Below are 15,640 nucleotides of genomic sequence, written 5' to 3' on the forward strand. Positions count from 1 at the left end.
TTTCTTTTTATATAAGGGACTTTCTCGTTTTGAAGTCCTCTTTTGGATAGTAGGCATTTTTGACAAGGACGTTAGGTCCAAGGCATTTGACCGCCGGACAGTGGCAATTCAATTCATTGGCCAGTTTTGAATTCATCCATGTTTCATACGATTCAGTCAGTGGCTGATCTTGGATGTTCCCCAATGTTGGAGCATCGCCGAAGTCGGTCACGATGACCTCCCCGGTAAAGATGTTGACGTTCAGGCGGGATCGTCCATCCGGGTCATTGCGAACTGTCACTTTTTTTGAGCTATAAAGGCGCTTTAAAAGTTCAAGGTCTTCTGGATGGGCATTACAAGGATAGAATGGTAGCGTTCCGAACAGCATCCAGACATTTTCGTCCCGGATATCAAGCAGATGATGAATGGCTTCGCGCATTTTTTCCAATGATAATGTTTCAAGGGCCGAAGCAAAATCACTAGGGTACATCGGATGGATTTCGTGGCGCTGACAGCCCATTTCCTCGACAATCTGTTTATGGATATGCGCAAGATGGGGCAGTGTGCTTTTATTCAGCATCGTTTCAGCCGAAACCAACACACCGGCCTTTGTAAGGGCACGGGAATTTTCAATCATTTTATCGAATAATTTCTTCCGCTGTTCACGGGTAGGTTTACGATCCATCATGGCAAAGCCGACATCAATGAATTCATCAATCGTTCCCCAGTTATGTGAAATGTGAAGGACATCCAAATACGGGATGATTTCTTCATATCTTTCCAAGTCAAGCGTCAAGTTGGAATTCATTTGGGTGCGAACGCCACGGCTACGCGCATATTTCAATAGAGGCAAGACATAATTCTTCACTTGTTTTCTTGAAAGCATCGGTTCGCCGCCTGTTATGCTAAGCGAGCGGAGCGATGGGATTTCGTCAAGGCGCTGAATCAATAATTCCAAAGGAAGAGCATCGGGATCTTTCGGTTGCAGTGTGTAACCGACTGCACAATGTTCACAACGCATGTTGCAAAGGGTTGTGGTTGTGAATTCCACATTGGTAAGAGTGAGCTTTCCATATTGATCGACGTCCATATATGCTTCCCAAGGATCATACTTGGGTGTAATTGGTGTTAAGAGATCTTGCTTCAGTATAGACATGTTTAAAACTCCTTACGTAATAATGCACTAACCCATTATGAACAATGGGAACAAAAATTGTCAAATGGCGAACCCCGGACAATAGCTTACCATTGCACTTTGGAGCATTTTTCGTTACGATGGAAGGAAGAACAGAAGGAGAGTGCCTCATGGGAAAATCCATTACAGATAAAAACGACCAATTATCCTATCTTAAGGAACGCCTAACGATGTTCGTGGAGGTTCTGGACCATATCGAACCCGAGAGTACAGACCTGGAAGACATCGACCGTCTAATCGGCATGCTAGATGATCTTGAAGATAAAGTGCAACAATTCAAAACTCGTTCAGAAGAATAATACCTGTAGGATACTATGATTTTTTAAATATGAATATGCTCAAAAGGGATGACGGGATAAATCGTCGTCCCTTTTTATATGCCAATTTTTATGAAGGAAAATGAATTACTTGTTTTCGAAAGATTATGGAAGATGTATAATAAAACGGGTGTCAAGTCATGACTACTTTTGTCGTGATATATCTAGGGGATTAAGAGGGGGAAGAGAAATTTGGATATTCAGAAATTCCAAGAAAGCATGTACAGTCTTATCGTTGAAACTTCAACGAATCTTCCAAAGGATGTTCGTCGTGCGGTCAAGAGCGCGAAACAACGTGAAAATGCAGGTACGCGTTCAGCATTGAGCCTAGCGACCATCACGAACAATATTACAATGGCTGACGACAATGTATCTCCGATTTGCCAGGATACAGGTCTACCGACTTTTAAAATAAAAACTCCTGTTGGTGTGAACCAACTTGAAATAAAAGAAGCAATCCGCAATGCCCTTATTTTAGCGACAAAGGCCGGCAAGCTTCGTCCAAATGCTGTCGACTCTTTGACAGGCAAAAACAGCGGGGACAACCTTGGGGAAGGTCTACCTGTCATGAAATTCGATCAATGGGAAGAAGATTACATTGATGTGCGCCTGATCTTGAAAGGTGGCGGCTGCGAAAATAAAAATATCCAATATAGCCTACCAATGGAGCTTGAAGGATTAGGGAAAGCGGGCCGTGATTTGGACGGAATCCGTAAATGCATCCTTCATTCTGTCTATCAAGCACAAGGTCAAGGCTGCAGTGCCGGGTTCATCGGTGTCGGTATCGGGGGAGACCGTTCATCCGGATATGACTTGGCTAAAGCGCAACTTTTCCGTAGCAATGAAGATGTGAACCCGAATGAAGATCTTCGCAAGCTAGAAGAGTATATTATGGAAAAAGCGAATGAACTTGGAATCGGAACAATGGGCTTCGGCGGCGAAACGACATTACTTGGCTGTAAAATCGGCGTCATGCATCGCATTCCTGCAAGCTTCTTCGTATCTGTTGCATACAACTGTTGGGCTTTCCGCCGCTTAGGTGTGAAAGTAAACCCGGAAACAGGTGCAATCAACGAATGGTTGTATCAAGAAGGCGAGAAAATCGACTTTGCTCGTGAAGCTGAAAAAGCAGCACGTGAAGAAGTGGCCGTCTCTATCGAAACAGACGTGGAAGCACCACGTGAAATCACACTTCAAGCACCAATCACGGAAGAGCAGATCCGTGAGCTTCAAGTCGGTGACGTCGTCCACATTAACGGCAGAATGTACACAGGCCGTGACGCCATCCATAAGCACTTGTCTGAAAACCCTTCACCAATTGATCTTGATGGCCAGATCATCTACCATTGCGGACCGGTTATGCTGAAGGATGAAGAAGGCAAATGGCACGTGAAAGCAGCTGGTCCGACAACAAGTATCCGTGAAGAACCGTACCAAGGCGATATCATGAAACGTTTCGGTATCCGCGCGGTCATCGGGAAAGGCGGCATGGGACCAAAAACGTTGGAAGCCTTGAGTGAACATGGCGGCGTTTACCTTAACGCAATCGGCGGAGCGGCTCAATACTACGCAGACTGCATTAAATCGGTCGAAGGCGTGAACTTCACTGAATTCGGCATTCCTGAAGCCATGTGGCATCTTAACGTCGAAGGCTTCACTGCCGTCGTGACGATGGATTCACACGGAAACAGCCTACACAAAGATGTTCAACAATCATCATTGGACAAACTGTCTCAATTCATAGAACCTGTATTCAAGTAATTAAAAAGACGCTCGCCAATTTGGCTGAGCGTCTTTTTAATTACTCTTCCTTTCTGGGATTGGCATCAGACGTTAACTCTGGTTCTAGTTCAGTGGCAGATTCAAGCTCCGGTTCCGTTATGGAAGCAGATTCTTGAAAAGACTCAGATTCCGTTTCAGGTTCTGGAAAGGGATCGATTCGTGAAATGTCACTCGAATCAAACCCGCTTCTCACAAAATAGACGAACACTCCTGCACCAAGCGCGAGACAACCGACAAACCCCATCGTAATCAACCATTCCAGCATGACATACGCCCCCCTTTTCTTATGTATATGAAAAAAAGGGCGATTATTACCTGAAAGGAGTACAAACTAACGGAATTTACGGAACATATATTAGAAGGGAAAGGAGGGGATTTTATGCAGAACAATTACTTCCTATACTTCATCGCCTTGTTGACAGGTTTTGCGTTCATTCTTCTTCCTGTGGCAGGCACGATTTTCTCCGGTCTAGGAACATTTCTAGTCGTTATCGGAATCGTCATCGTCCTTGTTTTTGCCATCGCCATCATTTGGCAGGCAGCACAGGCATTATTTAAAGGATAAACAGACTTCGGGGGCCTATCCCAACTTGGGACAGGCCCTTTTTTGCGAGGATTTTATACATACGGAGTGGGAATTCGACTGTTCCGACGATTAATTCGACGGTGGGCAAGCGGAATTCGACTTTCAGGGAGATAATTCGACCGTCAACCGAGATAAATTGACGTTTACCTCATTTGAAGCTGACCACCGGTGCAGGAATTCGACTGTTAGACGATTAATTCGACGGTGGGCATGCGGAATTCGACTTTCAGGGAGATAATTCGACCGTCAACCGAGATAAATCGACGTTTACCTCATTTGAAGCTGACCATCGGTGCGAGAATTCGACCACGCGGGTAGATAATTCAACCACGGCGAGCCATAATTCGACCACGAGCAAGAATTATTCAACCACAAACTAGAATAATTCAACCACACACAAAATCGTGCATATAAATCCTTCCGTTTCAAACACTAAGAAAAAGGAAAATGGGGGACGATTCAATGAAAAAGATGGCGATGATGTCGGCTATTCTCTGTATACTCTGGTCTTTGGCGGGCCCGGCTTTTGCAGAGTCCTATAATTGGGGCTTCAATAAAGGGAAAAACGGAACTCCGGCGGATGCGGGTAAAAATTTCAATGAGATGCTGCCTAAATATGAAGCGATTTATAAAGGAGATACCTCGAAAAAGGATATTTACCTAACATTCGATAATGGTTATGAAAATGGCTATACGGCGCAGATTTTAGATGTGCTAAAAAAACATAAGGCACCGGGTGCTTTTTTCGTCACCGGCCATTATTTAAAGACGGCGCCTGAACTTGTCGTCCGGATGGCGAATGAAGGCCATATTGTCGGAAACCATTCATGGAACCACCCAGACATGACGAGCGTGACAGACGGAGTCATTCGCACCGAATTACTTCGGGTCAAGGATGCGACGGAAAAATTGACGGGGCAAAAAGGGATGAATTATTTACGGCCGCCGCGTGGGGTTTTTAACGAACGGACGATGAAAATTGCCCAACAAGAAGGCTACTACCATATTTTTTGGTCACTTGCTTACAAGGACTGGGTCGTCGACGAACAGCGTGGAGCGGCTTTCGCCCATGATGAAGTCATGAAACAGATCCATCCGGGAGCGATTTTACTGTTGCATACGGTTTCAAAAGATAATGCTGAAGCACTCGATTCGATTCTGACGGATCTTGAGAAACAAGGGTACACATTCAAAAGCCTGGATGATTTAATGATAGAAAAACAACTGCCGAACAGGATGTTGTATTAACATGAAAGGCGGAACCTGACTAGGAAAATCAGGTTCCGCTTTTTGCCATTATCCTCAATAACAAGTAATATTTTCGAAAACATGCTATAATACCTGGAAAACTGCTAAAAGGATGGATCGCTTGTGTGGACGGAAAAAGTAGATGTCCAAGGACCCTATAATTTTGATCTTGTACTCGAACGATTATCGTTAGACCCACTTCAAGTAGTTGATTTTATGAACAGGACGGTAAAAGTTCCATTATATATAGAAAAAGTACCAACCGTTATACACGTACAGGCAATCGGTGACACCGAAGACCCGGTCTTCGTCATCAAAGGCCAATCAGAGGAAAACAAACCAAAGGCGCTGCAACGCTTGAAAAAGGTTTTCCACTGGCATGAGCCATTGGCTGCCGTTTCCCAGCACTTCCTGGAGTCAGATTTACGGGACATTTTCGAAGAGCACCGTGGCACGGCCATTGTCCTTGACTTCGATTACTATAGTTGCCTCGTCAAATGCATCATTCACCAGCAATTGAACCTGGCTTTTGCTCATACATTAACGGAACGATTCGTTAAAACATTTGGCTACCAGATCGATGGAGCCTGGTTTTACCCGACACCGGAAACGACTGCGCAGCTTCAGGTCGAACAGCTGAGGGCGATTCAATTCAGCGGCCGAAAAGCGGAATACGTCATCGGTTTATCGCAGCAAATCGTCCAGGGTCACCTTGATGTAGATCAGCTGGACAAGCTATCCGATCAAGAGATTATGGATACACTTATAAAAATACGCGGAATCGGCAGATGGACGGCGGAAAACTTCCTGCTATTTGGCTTAGGGCGACCGAACCTTTTCCCAAAAGCCGATATTGGCATCCAAAATGCCCTGAAACAATTATATGGCTTACCGCAAAAGCCGACCCAAGAAGAAATGGAAACCTACAGTGTGAAGTGGGCCCCATATCTAAGCTACGCTTCCCTCTATTTGTGGAGAAGCATCGAAAAACGGAGTGAAAAGAAATGACAAACTTTCAAGATACAACCCTAGAAGTAAACCAAACCTTACCCTTAACGATTAAACGCCTTGGCATCAACGGAGAGGGAGTCGGCTATTTCAAGAAGAAAGTCGTCTTCGTCCCAGGTGCCCTTCCTGGTGAAGAAATCGTTGCGATGATCACAAAAGTTCAGCCGAATTTTTCCGAAGCAAAAATCAAAACGATCCGGAAAGAATCACCGCACCGCATTGCCGCACCATGTCCGGTCTACGAACAATGTGGTGGCTGCCAGCTGCAACATTTAAGCTATGACCAACAATTGGTGGAGAAACGCGATATGGTCATTCAAGCGATGGAACGCCATACGGATTTCCCGATTGATTCATTGGATATCCAAGAAACGATCGGCATGGAAGATCCTTGGAACTACCGCAACAAAAGCCAATATCAAGTCGGCCAGAAAGATGGCAAGCTGATTGCCGGGCTTTACGGCTTGAATTCCCATACATTGATTGATATACCGAACTGCCTTGTACAGCATAAGGCAACGAATAAAATCACCCGTACGGTGAAAAAGATCCTGAAGAACCTGAACATCTCGATCTATAATGAGAGAAAAAGAAAAGGCGTCATCCGTACGATCATCACACGCGTTGGATTTGAAACGGGCGAAGTGCAAGTGGTCTTAGTAACGGGAGCGGAAGAGATTCCACAAAAAGATCAATTGCTTAAACAAATCCGTGACCAATTGCCAGAAGTGAAATCGGTCGTTCAAAACGTCAATAACCAAAACACATCGCTGATCTTCGGCGAAAAAACGATCCACCTTGCTGGTGAAAAAGTCATCAACGAAACATTGGGTGACCTATCGTATGAACTATCGGCGCGCACGTTCTTCCAATTGAACCCGGTTCAAACGGTTCGCATGTATGAAGAAGTGAAAAAAGCGGCAGCCCTAACAGGTACAGAAAAAGTCGTCGATGCTTATTGCGGCGTAGGGACAATCGGACTTTGGTTATCGGAAGATGCAAAAGAAGTACGCGGCATGGACGTCATCAAGGAATCGATCGAAGACGCCAAGAAAAATGCCATCAAACATAAACGCACCAACATGCACTATGAAACAGGAAAAGCCGAAAACATCCTGCCACGCTGGATCAGAGAAGGCTGGAAACCAGACGTACTCGTCGTCGATCCACCAAGAACCGGCCTGGACCAATCCTTATTGCAAACAATCCTGAAGGTCAAACCAAAAACCATTGTGTATGTATCATGTAACCCATCCACATTGGCAAAAGACCTGCATGAATTGAGTGCTCTATATAACGTAGAAACCATGCAACCTGTGGATATGTTCCCGCAGACAAGTCATGTTGAAGTGGTCACGAAATTGACGTTGAAAAAGTAATCCAGATAAATAAAGATGTCCCATTCAGTCTCGGTTTTCGGTTCACTAACATGACCGAATTCCGGGCCTTTTTCATGGCGGCCCATGGCTGGACTTTTAGAAGGCAAAGAAGATTTTAAAATAGTGGGAAACTGGTTCACATAGCCTGGTAACCCTTAATGAGAGGACTTGGATCTAAAGATGAAAGATAATTTTTGGCGTGATTTACCACGACCATTTTTTGTACTGGCACCAATGGAAGAAGTGACGGATGTTGTGTTTCGCCATGTAGTGGCTGAAGCAGGCAGACCCGATGTATTTTTTACAGAGTTTACAAATTCGGAAAGTTATTGTCATCCTGAGGGGAGACAAAGTGTGCGTGGGCGATTGACCTTTACGGAAGATGAACAACCAATGGTTGCCCATATATGGGGAGATAGACCTGAAAACTTCAGGGAAATGAGCATTGGTCTGGCAGAGCAAGGGTTTAAGGGGATCGATATCAATATGGGCTGTCCTGTACCTAATGTGGCAGGGAATGGGAAGGGAAGCGGCCTTATTTGTCGTCCCGACGTTGCAGCTGAACTAATCCAAGCAGCTAAAGCAGGCGGATTGCCTGTTAGTGTGAAGACAAGGCTTGGTTACACGGAAGTGGACGAATGGCGCGACTGGTTAACACACATCTTGAAACAAGACATTGCGAACCTTTCCATCCATCTACGTACAAGGAAAGAAATGAGCAAAGTCGACGCTCATTGGGAACTGATTCCGGAGATCAAGAAACTTCGTGATGAAGTGGCACCAAATACCCTCCTGACGATCAATGGGGATATCCCTGACCGCGAAATGGGCTTGGAACTTGCTGAAAAATATGGCGTCGATGGAGTCATGATTGGACGTGGCATTTTCCACAATCCATTTGCCTTCGAAAAAGAGCCGAAAGAGCATACAAGTAGGGAATTGCTTGATCTCTTAAGATTGCATATGGACCTTCACGATAAGTATTCAGAAATCGTACCACGTTCGTTCAAGCCCCTACCTCGCTTTTTCAAGATCTATGTCCGTGGATTCAGAGGGGCAAGTGAACTGAGAAACCAATTGATGAACGCAAAATCAACTGATGAAGTACGCGCATTGCTTGATGCTTTTGAACATCCTGAAGTGGTAGAGGAACAGTAGGAACTTTCCTATTCGAAGTAGCATAAAGTTGTCATAACCTTTTTTGAAGGATTTCAGAGAAGATTATAAGCTGAGAAATGTAAATTGGATATATAAACAAGGCAGCGATTCGATAAGAGTCGCTGCTTTGTTCAATTTAGACTCCTGTCCAAACATCTTGTGTGAATTTTTCAATACTTTTTCTGGTATTAACACTTTTTCACAATCATTATCAAGACCCCTATCTTCGATTAGCTATAGTGTTTTCTTCAGTCTAGCCTTGTATAAGGAGCGAATTATTATGATAGAATGAGCGTAATCCATAGTCTATTTTCAGTAGACTAAATGTTTTAGACGGCTTTTATAAGAAACAGATGGGGGCTTTCAAATGATACATATTGTTTTCGGTGCATCTGCTTCAGGGAGCGTAAAGTTCTTTTTAAGGGAATTGGGTCTGGATAAAAGGGAGAAGGTTATTTCTTTTTGGGACATGTTTTCAATCGGGCCTGTGTGGCAGCTGCATGAGGAAAAGGGGATTCAAGCTAGATTTGAGTGGATGAAGGCGTACACACATGACGAATTTGATGAATGTCCCGATTATGAACAGAAATTTGAAAAGACGATCAAACAAATACAGTCTATTCCTGAAGGAAGTCATCTAGCCATTTGGACTTCTTCTAATGCACATGAACAGACAGGATTGAGGTTGATTGTTTATCTTTTAAAGGGAAAAAATCTGGATATTAGCCTTATTAACACGACAGAAGCGTACGAAGAACTGTTTCAGGTGAAAAAGGTGAAATATACACCACTTCATACAGGTGAAATTCCCTCTGAAAAGCTTCAATACATATATGAACAGGGTAAAAGAAAGTTATGTACTGACCATGATCGAGAAGATTTAGAAAAAGAGTGGCAATCCCTTTCAGATAACCAAGAAACGTTACGAATATGGAAAAATGGAAGGATTCAGAGCGTTCCTGAAGATTATTATGATGCATTCATTATGAAGAAAGCTAAAATGCTACATAGTCAACAAAAGACTAAGGATTTTATGATATCCGCAAGGCTCATTGGTGAGGTGTTGGGGCATTTAGATCAGTATGTAGGGGATGCGTTTCTTGAATGTCGACTGAAAAAGCTGATTGAACAAGGGGCATTTGAAACGGAAGGTCATCTTGAAGGTATGAGATTTTATAAGATTAGATTAAAACAGGATAGCTGAGAAAGAGAATAGGAACGGATCTCTTTTATTGAATTCAGGGGGGAAAAGAATGAAGCGAATGAAATGGCTCGCGATTCCTTTAATGGGATTGATCCTTGCAGGATGTGTGGATTCCACAGCGCGGGTTGAAATAAATAAAGATAAAAGTGCGGATATCTCGCTTGAAGCTGCCATGGACGGTGATATGTATGAGCTGTCCGGTCCCTATATTGAAAAGGCACTGAAGGGGACGGATTACAAGCTGGAACAAGGCGAGAATGCCATCAAGGTGTTTAAACATTACCCTTCTCTTGAAGCGCTGAGCTCAATCCAGGACGGATCAGGTGAGAGTAAGATTTCCGTGGATGAGAAGGACTCTTTGTTTTATACAGCCTATGATGTGAAGGCATCCGTTGATTTACAAAGCCAGCTTAACCGGTACATAGGGGAGGTAACCAGCAACACCTTCATACAATCCATCATTCTTCAAAAGTTGGACCAATCGGATCTTAAACTGGAAGTAGCCCTTCCGTATAAGCTCTTTGGATCAAATAATGCCGATGAGGAGAATGGCAAAACTCTATCCTGGGACATCTCGACAGCTACTGAAACGCCTGTCGAGTTTGAAGTGATTGTTCCGAAGGTTAAAACAATCGCCACTACGGCGGGAATTGTGGTTGTTTTCATTATCGTAGCCGTCATCTTGATTGTGAAAGGCAAGAGAAAGGGGAAACAATAGAGGGGAGACTTTCATGTAGCATGTTAATAAATGAGGGGAGTGGAAAGAAATGAAATTTAAAATAAAGTTATATCTAAGTGCAGCAGCTTTAGTTGTTTTGATGAGTATCTTTTTAGTTGCCACTAAGTCTTATTTTAATAATCAAGAAATAAATGAAGCGAGTGATCAGTGTTATGAAAAAGGGGGGTAACCGAATGTTAGTATGACTGCCCTTACTCTTAATTATTCTTTTTCTTGTGAAAGTGAACAATAATTACCTTAATAAAAGTGTAACTTATATGACATCTATGAATCTGACAAGTTTTTTTTCTTGTCGGGTTTTCTTTAGTGTATGGGTCGTCTCTATTTACTGGATAACTCCTTCACCATTAATACATGTGGGATTCCGTCTTCCATAAATAGATCGGATGAAGTCAGATACCCGAGGTTCTCATAAAAGCCTTCTGCCTGTTTTTGTCCATGCAATTTAACTTTGGATCCTTCATTTTTTTCTGCTATTTCTTCTAATGCTTTTATGATTATTTTTCCATAACCCAATTTACGGTAAGGTTTTAGGATGCAAATTCTTTCTAGCTTACCAAATCCATCAACGGTTCTTATTCTTCCTGTCCCAACTGGTTGTTCATTGTGATAAGCCAAAATGTGTTCGCATTGACCATCAAGTGTATCGAATTCGTCAAATTCATCTTCTAATGGAACGCCCTGTTCTTCTACAAATACCTTGCTTCTAATATGGAATGCCTGTTTTAGCTCATTCTCTTCGATTATCTTTTTTACTTTCACTTTTCTTCGTCCCTTTCTCAACTGTTTCAAGTTATATCGTACAATATTTTTTGTTGCAAATGCAACAAAAATCCATTAATATTTGTATTAGCAATTACGAGTTATTGGGGTGTTGAACATATGAAGGAAGTTCTTCGTGAGATTGGAATGGTAGCAAGGGCATTGGATTCTATTAGCAATATAGAGTTTAAAGAATATGACCTTACAAAAGGGCAGTATTTGTACCTTGTGCGCATATGCGAGAATCCAGGAATCATTCAAGAACGGCTAGCAGAAATGATAAAAGTAGACCGAACCACGGCAGCTCGTGCAATAAAGAAATTGGAGATACAAGGTTTCATTGAAAAGAGAGAGGATACACATAACCAAAAAATCAAAAAGCTTTTCCCAACTGTAAAAGGTGAAAGTGTGTATCCTTTCATAAAAAGAGAACATGATTATTCCAATGCAGTCGCATTAGCTGGATTATCCGAAGAAGAAGAAGAAACCCTTTTTCGTCTTCTGCAAAAAGTGAGAAAAAATATAGAAATAGACTGGGAATATGTGAAAAAGGGAAACAAGAGAAATTATTGATAAGTAGAGGAGCGGAATATTGAAATGACGATACATATACGAAAGTGTGACCTTGAAGATTTGCCACAACTCCAAGAGGTTGGGCGTGAAACATTTAATGAGACCTTTAAGGATCTGAATTCCCCCGAAAATATGAAAGTTTATTTGAAAGGGGCCTTTAATTTAACCCAATTAGGAACGGAATTATCCAATCCCTCTTCGGAATTCTTTTTTATCTATTGTAATGCAGAAGCCGCAGGGTATTTAAAGGTGAATGTCGATGAAGCCCAGACAGAAAAGGAGGGTGATGAGTCACTTGAAATTGAGAGGATTTATATAAGAAAGGAATTTCAAGGGCGGGGATTAGGTCATCATCTAATAAATAAAGGAATAGAATTGGCGAAAGACCAGAGAAAGAAGAAAGTCTGGTTAGGCGTTTGGGAAAAAAATGAGGGGGCCATCAAATTTTATGGAAAAATGGGCTTTACTCAGAGTGGAACGCATTCCTTTCACATGGGAGATGAAAAACAAACCGATCTTGTTATGACTAAAATACTTATGTGAATTGATGATTTATATATAGTTAGTTAAGGGGATTGTGTGTCCACTTAAATTATGACAAACTCAGAGTATCATTGATAACAATATAGTCACCTCCACTTAAACCTGATAGTATGCTGTCAGGTTTTTCTGTTTTGAAAGTGTGTTTTTTGACAAGAATTCAGCAATTTCAACCTCCGGATATTTACAGTTTTAAATCCCACCCACGGGGTAAAGTATAAGAGAGTTAGGGTATTTTATCCTAAGAGAAAATATACGAGAATAGTGCCGGTTACCCGGTTCTTATTCATTACAACGGAGGTTTTTTCATGACAACTAAGAATAAAGTAGCGATTATCACAGGAGCAGGAAGCGGATTAGGACAAGCTACAGCGGTTCGAATGGCTGAAGAAGGAGTCACTATCGTTGTAGTGGACGTTAATGAAAAGGGTGGGAACGAAACGGTTGAAATGGTGAAAAAATTAGGAGTCGATTCTTTTTTCATCAAAACTGATGTTTCCAAAGCAGAAGAAGTGAAGAACTATGTGGATAAAACAGTAGAGAAATATGGCCAAATCGATTATTTCTTTAACAATGCAGGGATTTCTGGTAGCGGTAAGTATTTCTTGGATACGGACGTGGAAGAAATTGAAAAGATTGTCCAAATCAATTTAATGGGTGCTTTATATGGCGTTCGTTATGTAGCTGAGGTCATGCTGAAAAATGGCAGTGGATCGATTGTTAATACAGCTTCAAGCGCGGGTGTGATTGGACAAGATTCAGTAGTGACATATTCCGCTACGAAACATGCTATTGCAGGGTTAACGAAGTCCATGGTGGCTGAATACGCAAAAGAAGGTCTGCGTGTGAATGCAATTGCACCAGGACCTACTGAGACACCGATGGTCAAGGCTTTCTACGAAGCTAATCCAGCCATGAAAGAGAACGCAACGAAGGGAATCCCTCAAAAAAGGTTGGGAACTCCGGAAGAGGTTGCGGAACTTGTAACCTTCCTATTAACGTCTAAAGCAGAATATATCAATGGAGAAGTTATTCGCATAGATGGTGGATTTACTAATACAAAATAATCATAGATCAGCAAAAAGCCTGTTTCGATTGGAACAGGCTTTTTGTATGCTCACTTAAGTCACCCCCTCAAATAAAGGCTGCTGCTAATTGATTATTTAAACTGGAAAACTCTACGGAGCGTTTGTTGCCGGATCGGGCCATACCTCTTATGATGTAATGAGTAGGGGGTGAATCAATGGATACTAGAAAAGTGGGCCATCTGATTTTACGATTGCGGAGGGAAAAAGGGTTCACGCAAAAGGAATTGGCCGACAGGATGAACCTTTCTGACCGGACCATTTCAAAATGGGAGCGTGGCCAAGGGTGTCCGGATATCTCCCTGTTACCGGAATTGTCCTCCCTCCTAGGTGTAAACATTGAACATATTCTGGAGGGCGAACTCGCTTCCAATGATTTTGTAGGAGGAAATATGAAACGGTCAAACTATTTTGTGTGTCCATCTTGTGGGAATATTACCTTAAGCACCGGTAACGCAGCTGTTTCTTGTTGTGGAAGAAAGTTGGAGGCACTTGTGCCGAAGAAAGCGACGGAAGAAGAAAAGCTGGAAGTTACACAGGTTGAAGAGGATTGGTTCATTTCAAGCAACCATCCTATGACCAAAGAGCATTATATTTCATTTATTGCCTTTGCTACAGGAGATCAGGTGCAACTTATCAAACAGTATCCGGAATGGGGACTGCAAACCCGCATTCCGAAGCGGAAACACGGCATGTTGCTCTGGTACTGCACGCAGCATGGTTTGTTTTATCAGTTGATTTAAGGAGAAAAAAAGCCATCAATCTATAAAATAGTTCTACCAACAGGCAGTCAGCCCTTTGATAGGGGTCCTGCCTTTTTACTGTGGATAAGTGAATTGGAAATTTGAGAAGTATTCACATGATAATGTATGATGAATGATAGGATCTTTTTTTATGATAAGAACGGAAACATGGTATGTAAACCATACATAGAGGGGGAAGGGCAATGGAAATTGGGTTGACGACATTTGTGGAAACAACGCCGGATGTAGGGACGGGTAAGGTACTTAGCCATGCCGAACGTATACGTGAGGTAGTGGAGGAAATAGTATTGGCGGATGAGGTGGGGCTTGATGTCTATGGAGTGGGCGAGCATCATCGGAGGGATTATGCGGCTTCCTCACCAGCCGTCGTATTGGCCGCCGCTGCTTCACGGACAAAACGGATCCGTCTTACCAGTGCTGTGACGGTGTTGTCTTCAGACGACCCGGTAAGAGTATTCCAGCAATTTTCGACACTTGACGCGATTTCGAATGGACGTGCGGAAATCATGGCGGGCCGGGGTTCTTTCATCGAGTCCTTTCCGTTATTCGGGTATGATTTGGACGATTACAATGAATTGTTCGATGAGAAGTTGGATCTGCTGTTGAAAATCCAGCAGTCCGAAAAGGTGACGTGGAGTGGCAAGCATCGTCCGGCCATTCAAAACCGTGGGATCTATCCCATTCCTGTTCAGGATCCTTTACCTGTTTGGATTGCGAGCGGTGGTACTCCCCAATCTGTCGTTCGTGCAGGCATGCTAGGACTGCCACTCGTTCTCGCGATTATCGGCGGAAGCCCGAGACAGTTTGCAGGGCTCGTCCAACTGTATAAAAGGGCGGCCAAAGAGGCAGGGCATGATCCAAGCAAGTTGCCGGTTGCCTCCCATTCACACGGATTCATTGCCGAGAGCACCAATCTTGCAGCAGAGAAATTTTTCCCTTCCACTCAGAAAGCGATGAACGTGTTAGGAAGAGAACGTGGGTGGGGAGAATACACCCGTGAAACCTTCGATTCGGCACGTAGTTTAGAAGGTGCTCTATATGTAGGTGACGCGGAGACCGTGGCGAAAAAAATCATTCACCTTCGTAAAACCGTGGGAATCACGCGTTTCATGCTACATGTTCCCGTCGGATCGATGCCACATGATGATGTGATGAAAGCCATCGAACTATTGGGTAAAGAGGTGGCCCCAATAGTACGGGAGGAAATTGCGAGATGGGAAGCAGAGGGCGGCGAGGAATCATAAGCCTTTGAAGCGATTCACCCAAACTTAATGTCGGATCCATCTTTTTTAGGTATAATAAAACATACAGTACACTTACA

Annotated in this window: 18 protein-coding genes; 15 read left to right on the top strand and 3 right to left on the bottom strand. The window is 43.1% G+C overall.

The window, feature by feature from the left end; translation table 11 throughout:
• Window positions 1-7: 7 nt before the first annotated feature.
• Entirely contained in the window at window positions 8-1,129 is a 1,122-nt protein-coding gene (yfkAB, locus tag ACQKIC_RS05065; protein ID WP_402872303.1) for a radical SAM/CxCxxxxC motif protein YfkAB, read from the bottom strand.
• A gap of 155 nt (window positions 1,130-1,284) precedes the next feature.
• Here yfkAB and ACQKIC_RS05070 point away from each other — a divergent pair, with 155 nt between their 5' ends.
• Window positions 1,285-1,473, top strand: a complete 189-nt coding sequence (locus tag ACQKIC_RS05070) for an SE1561 family protein (RefSeq protein WP_402871764.1) — start codon at window positions 1,285-1,287, stop codon at window positions 1,471-1,473.
• A gap of 210 nt (window positions 1,474-1,683) precedes the next feature.
• Window positions 1,684-3,252 (top strand): fumarate hydratase, encoded by a 1,569-nt coding sequence (locus ACQKIC_RS05075; protein WP_427591591.1) that lies wholly within the window; start codon window positions 1,684-1,686, stop codon window positions 3,250-3,252.
• Window positions 3,253-3,292: 40 nt separating this feature from the next.
• On the opposite strand, the gene ACQKIC_RS05080 is transcribed toward ACQKIC_RS05075, so the two are convergent.
• The gene (locus tag ACQKIC_RS05080) at window positions 3,293-3,538 is read right to left on the bottom strand and encodes a hypothetical protein (RefSeq protein WP_403124589.1); all 246 of its coding nucleotides are present in this window, start codon (window positions 3,536-3,538) and stop codon (window positions 3,293-3,295) included.
• A gap of 114 nt (window positions 3,539-3,652) precedes the next feature.
• Here ACQKIC_RS05080 and ACQKIC_RS05085 point away from each other — a divergent pair, with 114 nt between their 5' ends.
• The 8 genes from ACQKIC_RS05085 (at window position 3,653) to ACQKIC_RS05120 (ending at window position 10,764) form a co-directional block, all read left to right on the top strand.
• Window positions 3,653-3,838 carry a hypothetical protein gene (locus tag ACQKIC_RS05085; protein WP_402871756.1) on the top strand — a complete coding sequence of 62 codons (186 nt, stop codon included), beginning with the start codon at window positions 3,653-3,655 and terminating at the stop codon, window positions 3,836-3,838.
• Between the two features lie 483 nt (window positions 3,839-4,321).
• Entirely contained in the window at window positions 4,322-5,107 is a 786-nt protein-coding gene (gene pdaA / locus ACQKIC_RS05090; protein ID WP_402871753.1) for a delta-lactam-biosynthetic de-N-acetylase, read from the top strand.
• A gap of 123 nt (window positions 5,108-5,230) precedes the next feature.
• Window positions 5,231-6,115, top strand: a complete 885-nt coding sequence (locus ACQKIC_RS05095; protein ID WP_427591590.1) for a DNA-3-methyladenine glycosylase family protein — start codon at window positions 5,231-5,233, stop codon at window positions 6,113-6,115.
• Entirely contained in the window at window positions 6,112-7,494 is a 1,383-nt protein-coding gene (gene rlmD / locus ACQKIC_RS05100; protein ID WP_402871745.1) for a 23S rRNA (uracil(1939)-C(5))-methyltransferase RlmD, read from the top strand. Before ACQKIC_RS05095 ends, rlmD begins: the two co-directional genes overlap by 4 nt.
• A 180-nt stretch (window positions 7,495-7,674) precedes the next feature.
• Window positions 7,675-8,652, top strand: coding sequence for a tRNA dihydrouridine synthase (locus ACQKIC_RS05105; RefSeq protein ID WP_427591589.1), 978 nt, complete (start codon window positions 7,675-7,677; stop codon window positions 8,650-8,652).
• 367 nt (window positions 8,653-9,019) lie between these two features.
• On the top strand, window positions 9,020-9,856 hold the full coding sequence (locus ACQKIC_RS05110; protein ID WP_427591588.1) for a DUF1835 domain-containing protein: 837 nt from the start codon (window positions 9,020-9,022) through the stop codon (window positions 9,854-9,856).
• Window positions 9,857-9,905: 49 nt separating this feature from the next.
• Entirely contained in the window at window positions 9,906-10,574 is a 669-nt protein-coding gene (locus ACQKIC_RS05115; RefSeq protein WP_427591587.1) for a hypothetical protein, read from the top strand.
• A 49-nt stretch (window positions 10,575-10,623) separates the two neighbouring features.
• Entirely contained in the window at window positions 10,624-10,764 is a 141-nt protein-coding gene (locus ACQKIC_RS05120; RefSeq protein WP_427591586.1) for a hypothetical protein, read from the top strand.
• 152 nt (window positions 10,765-10,916) lie between these two features.
• Here the strand turns inward: ACQKIC_RS05120 and ACQKIC_RS05125 are convergent, their stop codons facing one another.
• A complete protein-coding gene (locus ACQKIC_RS05125) occupies window positions 10,917-11,357 on the bottom strand; it encodes a GNAT family N-acetyltransferase (RefSeq protein WP_427591584.1) in 441 nt (146 codons plus the stop codon).
• A 120-nt stretch (window positions 11,358-11,477) separates the two neighbouring features.
• Between ACQKIC_RS05125 and ACQKIC_RS05130 the strand changes: the two genes are divergently transcribed.
• The 5 genes from ACQKIC_RS05130 to ACQKIC_RS05150 all read left to right on the top strand — a co-directional run bounded on the left by ACQKIC_RS05130 (window position 11,478) and on the right by ACQKIC_RS05150 (window position 15,563).
• Window positions 11,478-11,930 carry a MarR family winged helix-turn-helix transcriptional regulator gene (locus tag ACQKIC_RS05130; protein WP_427591582.1) on the top strand — a complete coding sequence of 151 codons (453 nt, stop codon included), beginning with the start codon at window positions 11,478-11,480 and terminating at the stop codon, window positions 11,928-11,930.
• 24 nt (window positions 11,931-11,954) lie between these two features.
• Window positions 11,955-12,473, top strand: coding sequence for a GNAT family N-acetyltransferase (locus tag ACQKIC_RS05135; protein ID WP_427591580.1), 519 nt, complete (start codon window positions 11,955-11,957; stop codon window positions 12,471-12,473).
• Between the two features lie 305 nt (window positions 12,474-12,778).
• The gene (locus ACQKIC_RS05140) at window positions 12,779-13,537 is read left to right on the top strand and encodes an SDR family NAD(P)-dependent oxidoreductase (RefSeq protein WP_427591578.1); all 759 of its coding nucleotides are present in this window, start codon (window positions 12,779-12,781) and stop codon (window positions 13,535-13,537) included.
• A 176-nt stretch (window positions 13,538-13,713) separates the two neighbouring features.
• Window positions 13,714-14,298, top strand: a complete 585-nt coding sequence (locus ACQKIC_RS05145) for a helix-turn-helix domain-containing protein (protein WP_427591577.1) — start codon at window positions 13,714-13,716, stop codon at window positions 14,296-14,298.
• A gap of 203 nt (window positions 14,299-14,501) precedes the next feature.
• Window positions 14,502-15,563 (top strand): LLM class flavin-dependent oxidoreductase, encoded by a 1,062-nt coding sequence (locus tag ACQKIC_RS05150; RefSeq protein WP_427591575.1) that lies wholly within the window; start codon window positions 14,502-14,504, stop codon window positions 15,561-15,563.
• Window positions 15,564-15,640: the final 77 nt, after the last annotated feature.

It is taken from the genome of Peribacillus sp. NPDC046944 (genome assembly GCF_050272735.1).
Classification (GTDB): Bacteria; Bacillota; Bacilli; order Bacillales; family DSM-1321; genus Peribacillus.

Excerpts from the sequence above, each read along its gene's own strand:
- ACQKIC_RS05070 (WP_402871764.1), top strand. The coding sequence starts at position 1,285 with ATGGGAAAATCCATTACAGATAAAAACGACCAATTATCCTATCTTAAG.
- ACQKIC_RS05080 (WP_403124589.1), bottom strand. The coding sequence starts at position 3,538 with ATGCTGGAATGGTTGATTACGATGGGGTTTGTCGGTTGTCTCGCGCTT.
- ACQKIC_RS05085 (WP_402871756.1), top strand. The coding sequence starts at position 3,653 with ATGCAGAACAATTACTTCCTATACTTCATCGCCTTGTTGACAGGTTTT.
- pdaA (WP_402871753.1), top strand. The coding sequence starts at position 4,322 with ATGAAAAAGATGGCGATGATGTCGGCTATTCTCTGTATACTCTGGTCT.
- rlmD (WP_402871745.1), top strand. The coding sequence starts at position 6,112 with ATGACAAACTTTCAAGATACAACCCTAGAAGTAAACCAAACCTTACCC.
- ACQKIC_RS05105 (WP_427591589.1), top strand. The coding sequence starts at position 7,675 with ATGAAAGATAATTTTTGGCGTGATTTACCACGACCATTTTTTGTACTG.
- ACQKIC_RS05110 (WP_427591588.1), top strand. The coding sequence starts at position 9,020 with ATGATACATATTGTTTTCGGTGCATCTGCTTCAGGGAGCGTAAAGTTC.
- ACQKIC_RS05115 (WP_427591587.1), top strand. The coding sequence starts at position 9,906 with ATGAAGCGAATGAAATGGCTCGCGATTCCTTTAATGGGATTGATCCTT.
- ACQKIC_RS05120 (WP_427591586.1), top strand. The coding sequence starts at position 10,624 with ATGAAATTTAAAATAAAGTTATATCTAAGTGCAGCAGCTTTAGTTGTT.
- ACQKIC_RS05130 (WP_427591582.1), top strand. The coding sequence starts at position 11,478 with ATGAAGGAAGTTCTTCGTGAGATTGGAATGGTAGCAAGGGCATTGGAT.
- ACQKIC_RS05135 (WP_427591580.1), top strand. The coding sequence starts at position 11,955 with ATGACGATACATATACGAAAGTGTGACCTTGAAGATTTGCCACAACTC.
- ACQKIC_RS05140 (WP_427591578.1), top strand. The coding sequence starts at position 12,779 with ATGACAACTAAGAATAAAGTAGCGATTATCACAGGAGCAGGAAGCGGA.
- ACQKIC_RS05145 (WP_427591577.1), top strand. The coding sequence starts at position 13,714 with ATGGATACTAGAAAAGTGGGCCATCTGATTTTACGATTGCGGAGGGAA.
- ACQKIC_RS05150 (WP_427591575.1), top strand. The coding sequence starts at position 14,502 with ATGGAAATTGGGTTGACGACATTTGTGGAAACAACGCCGGATGTAGGG.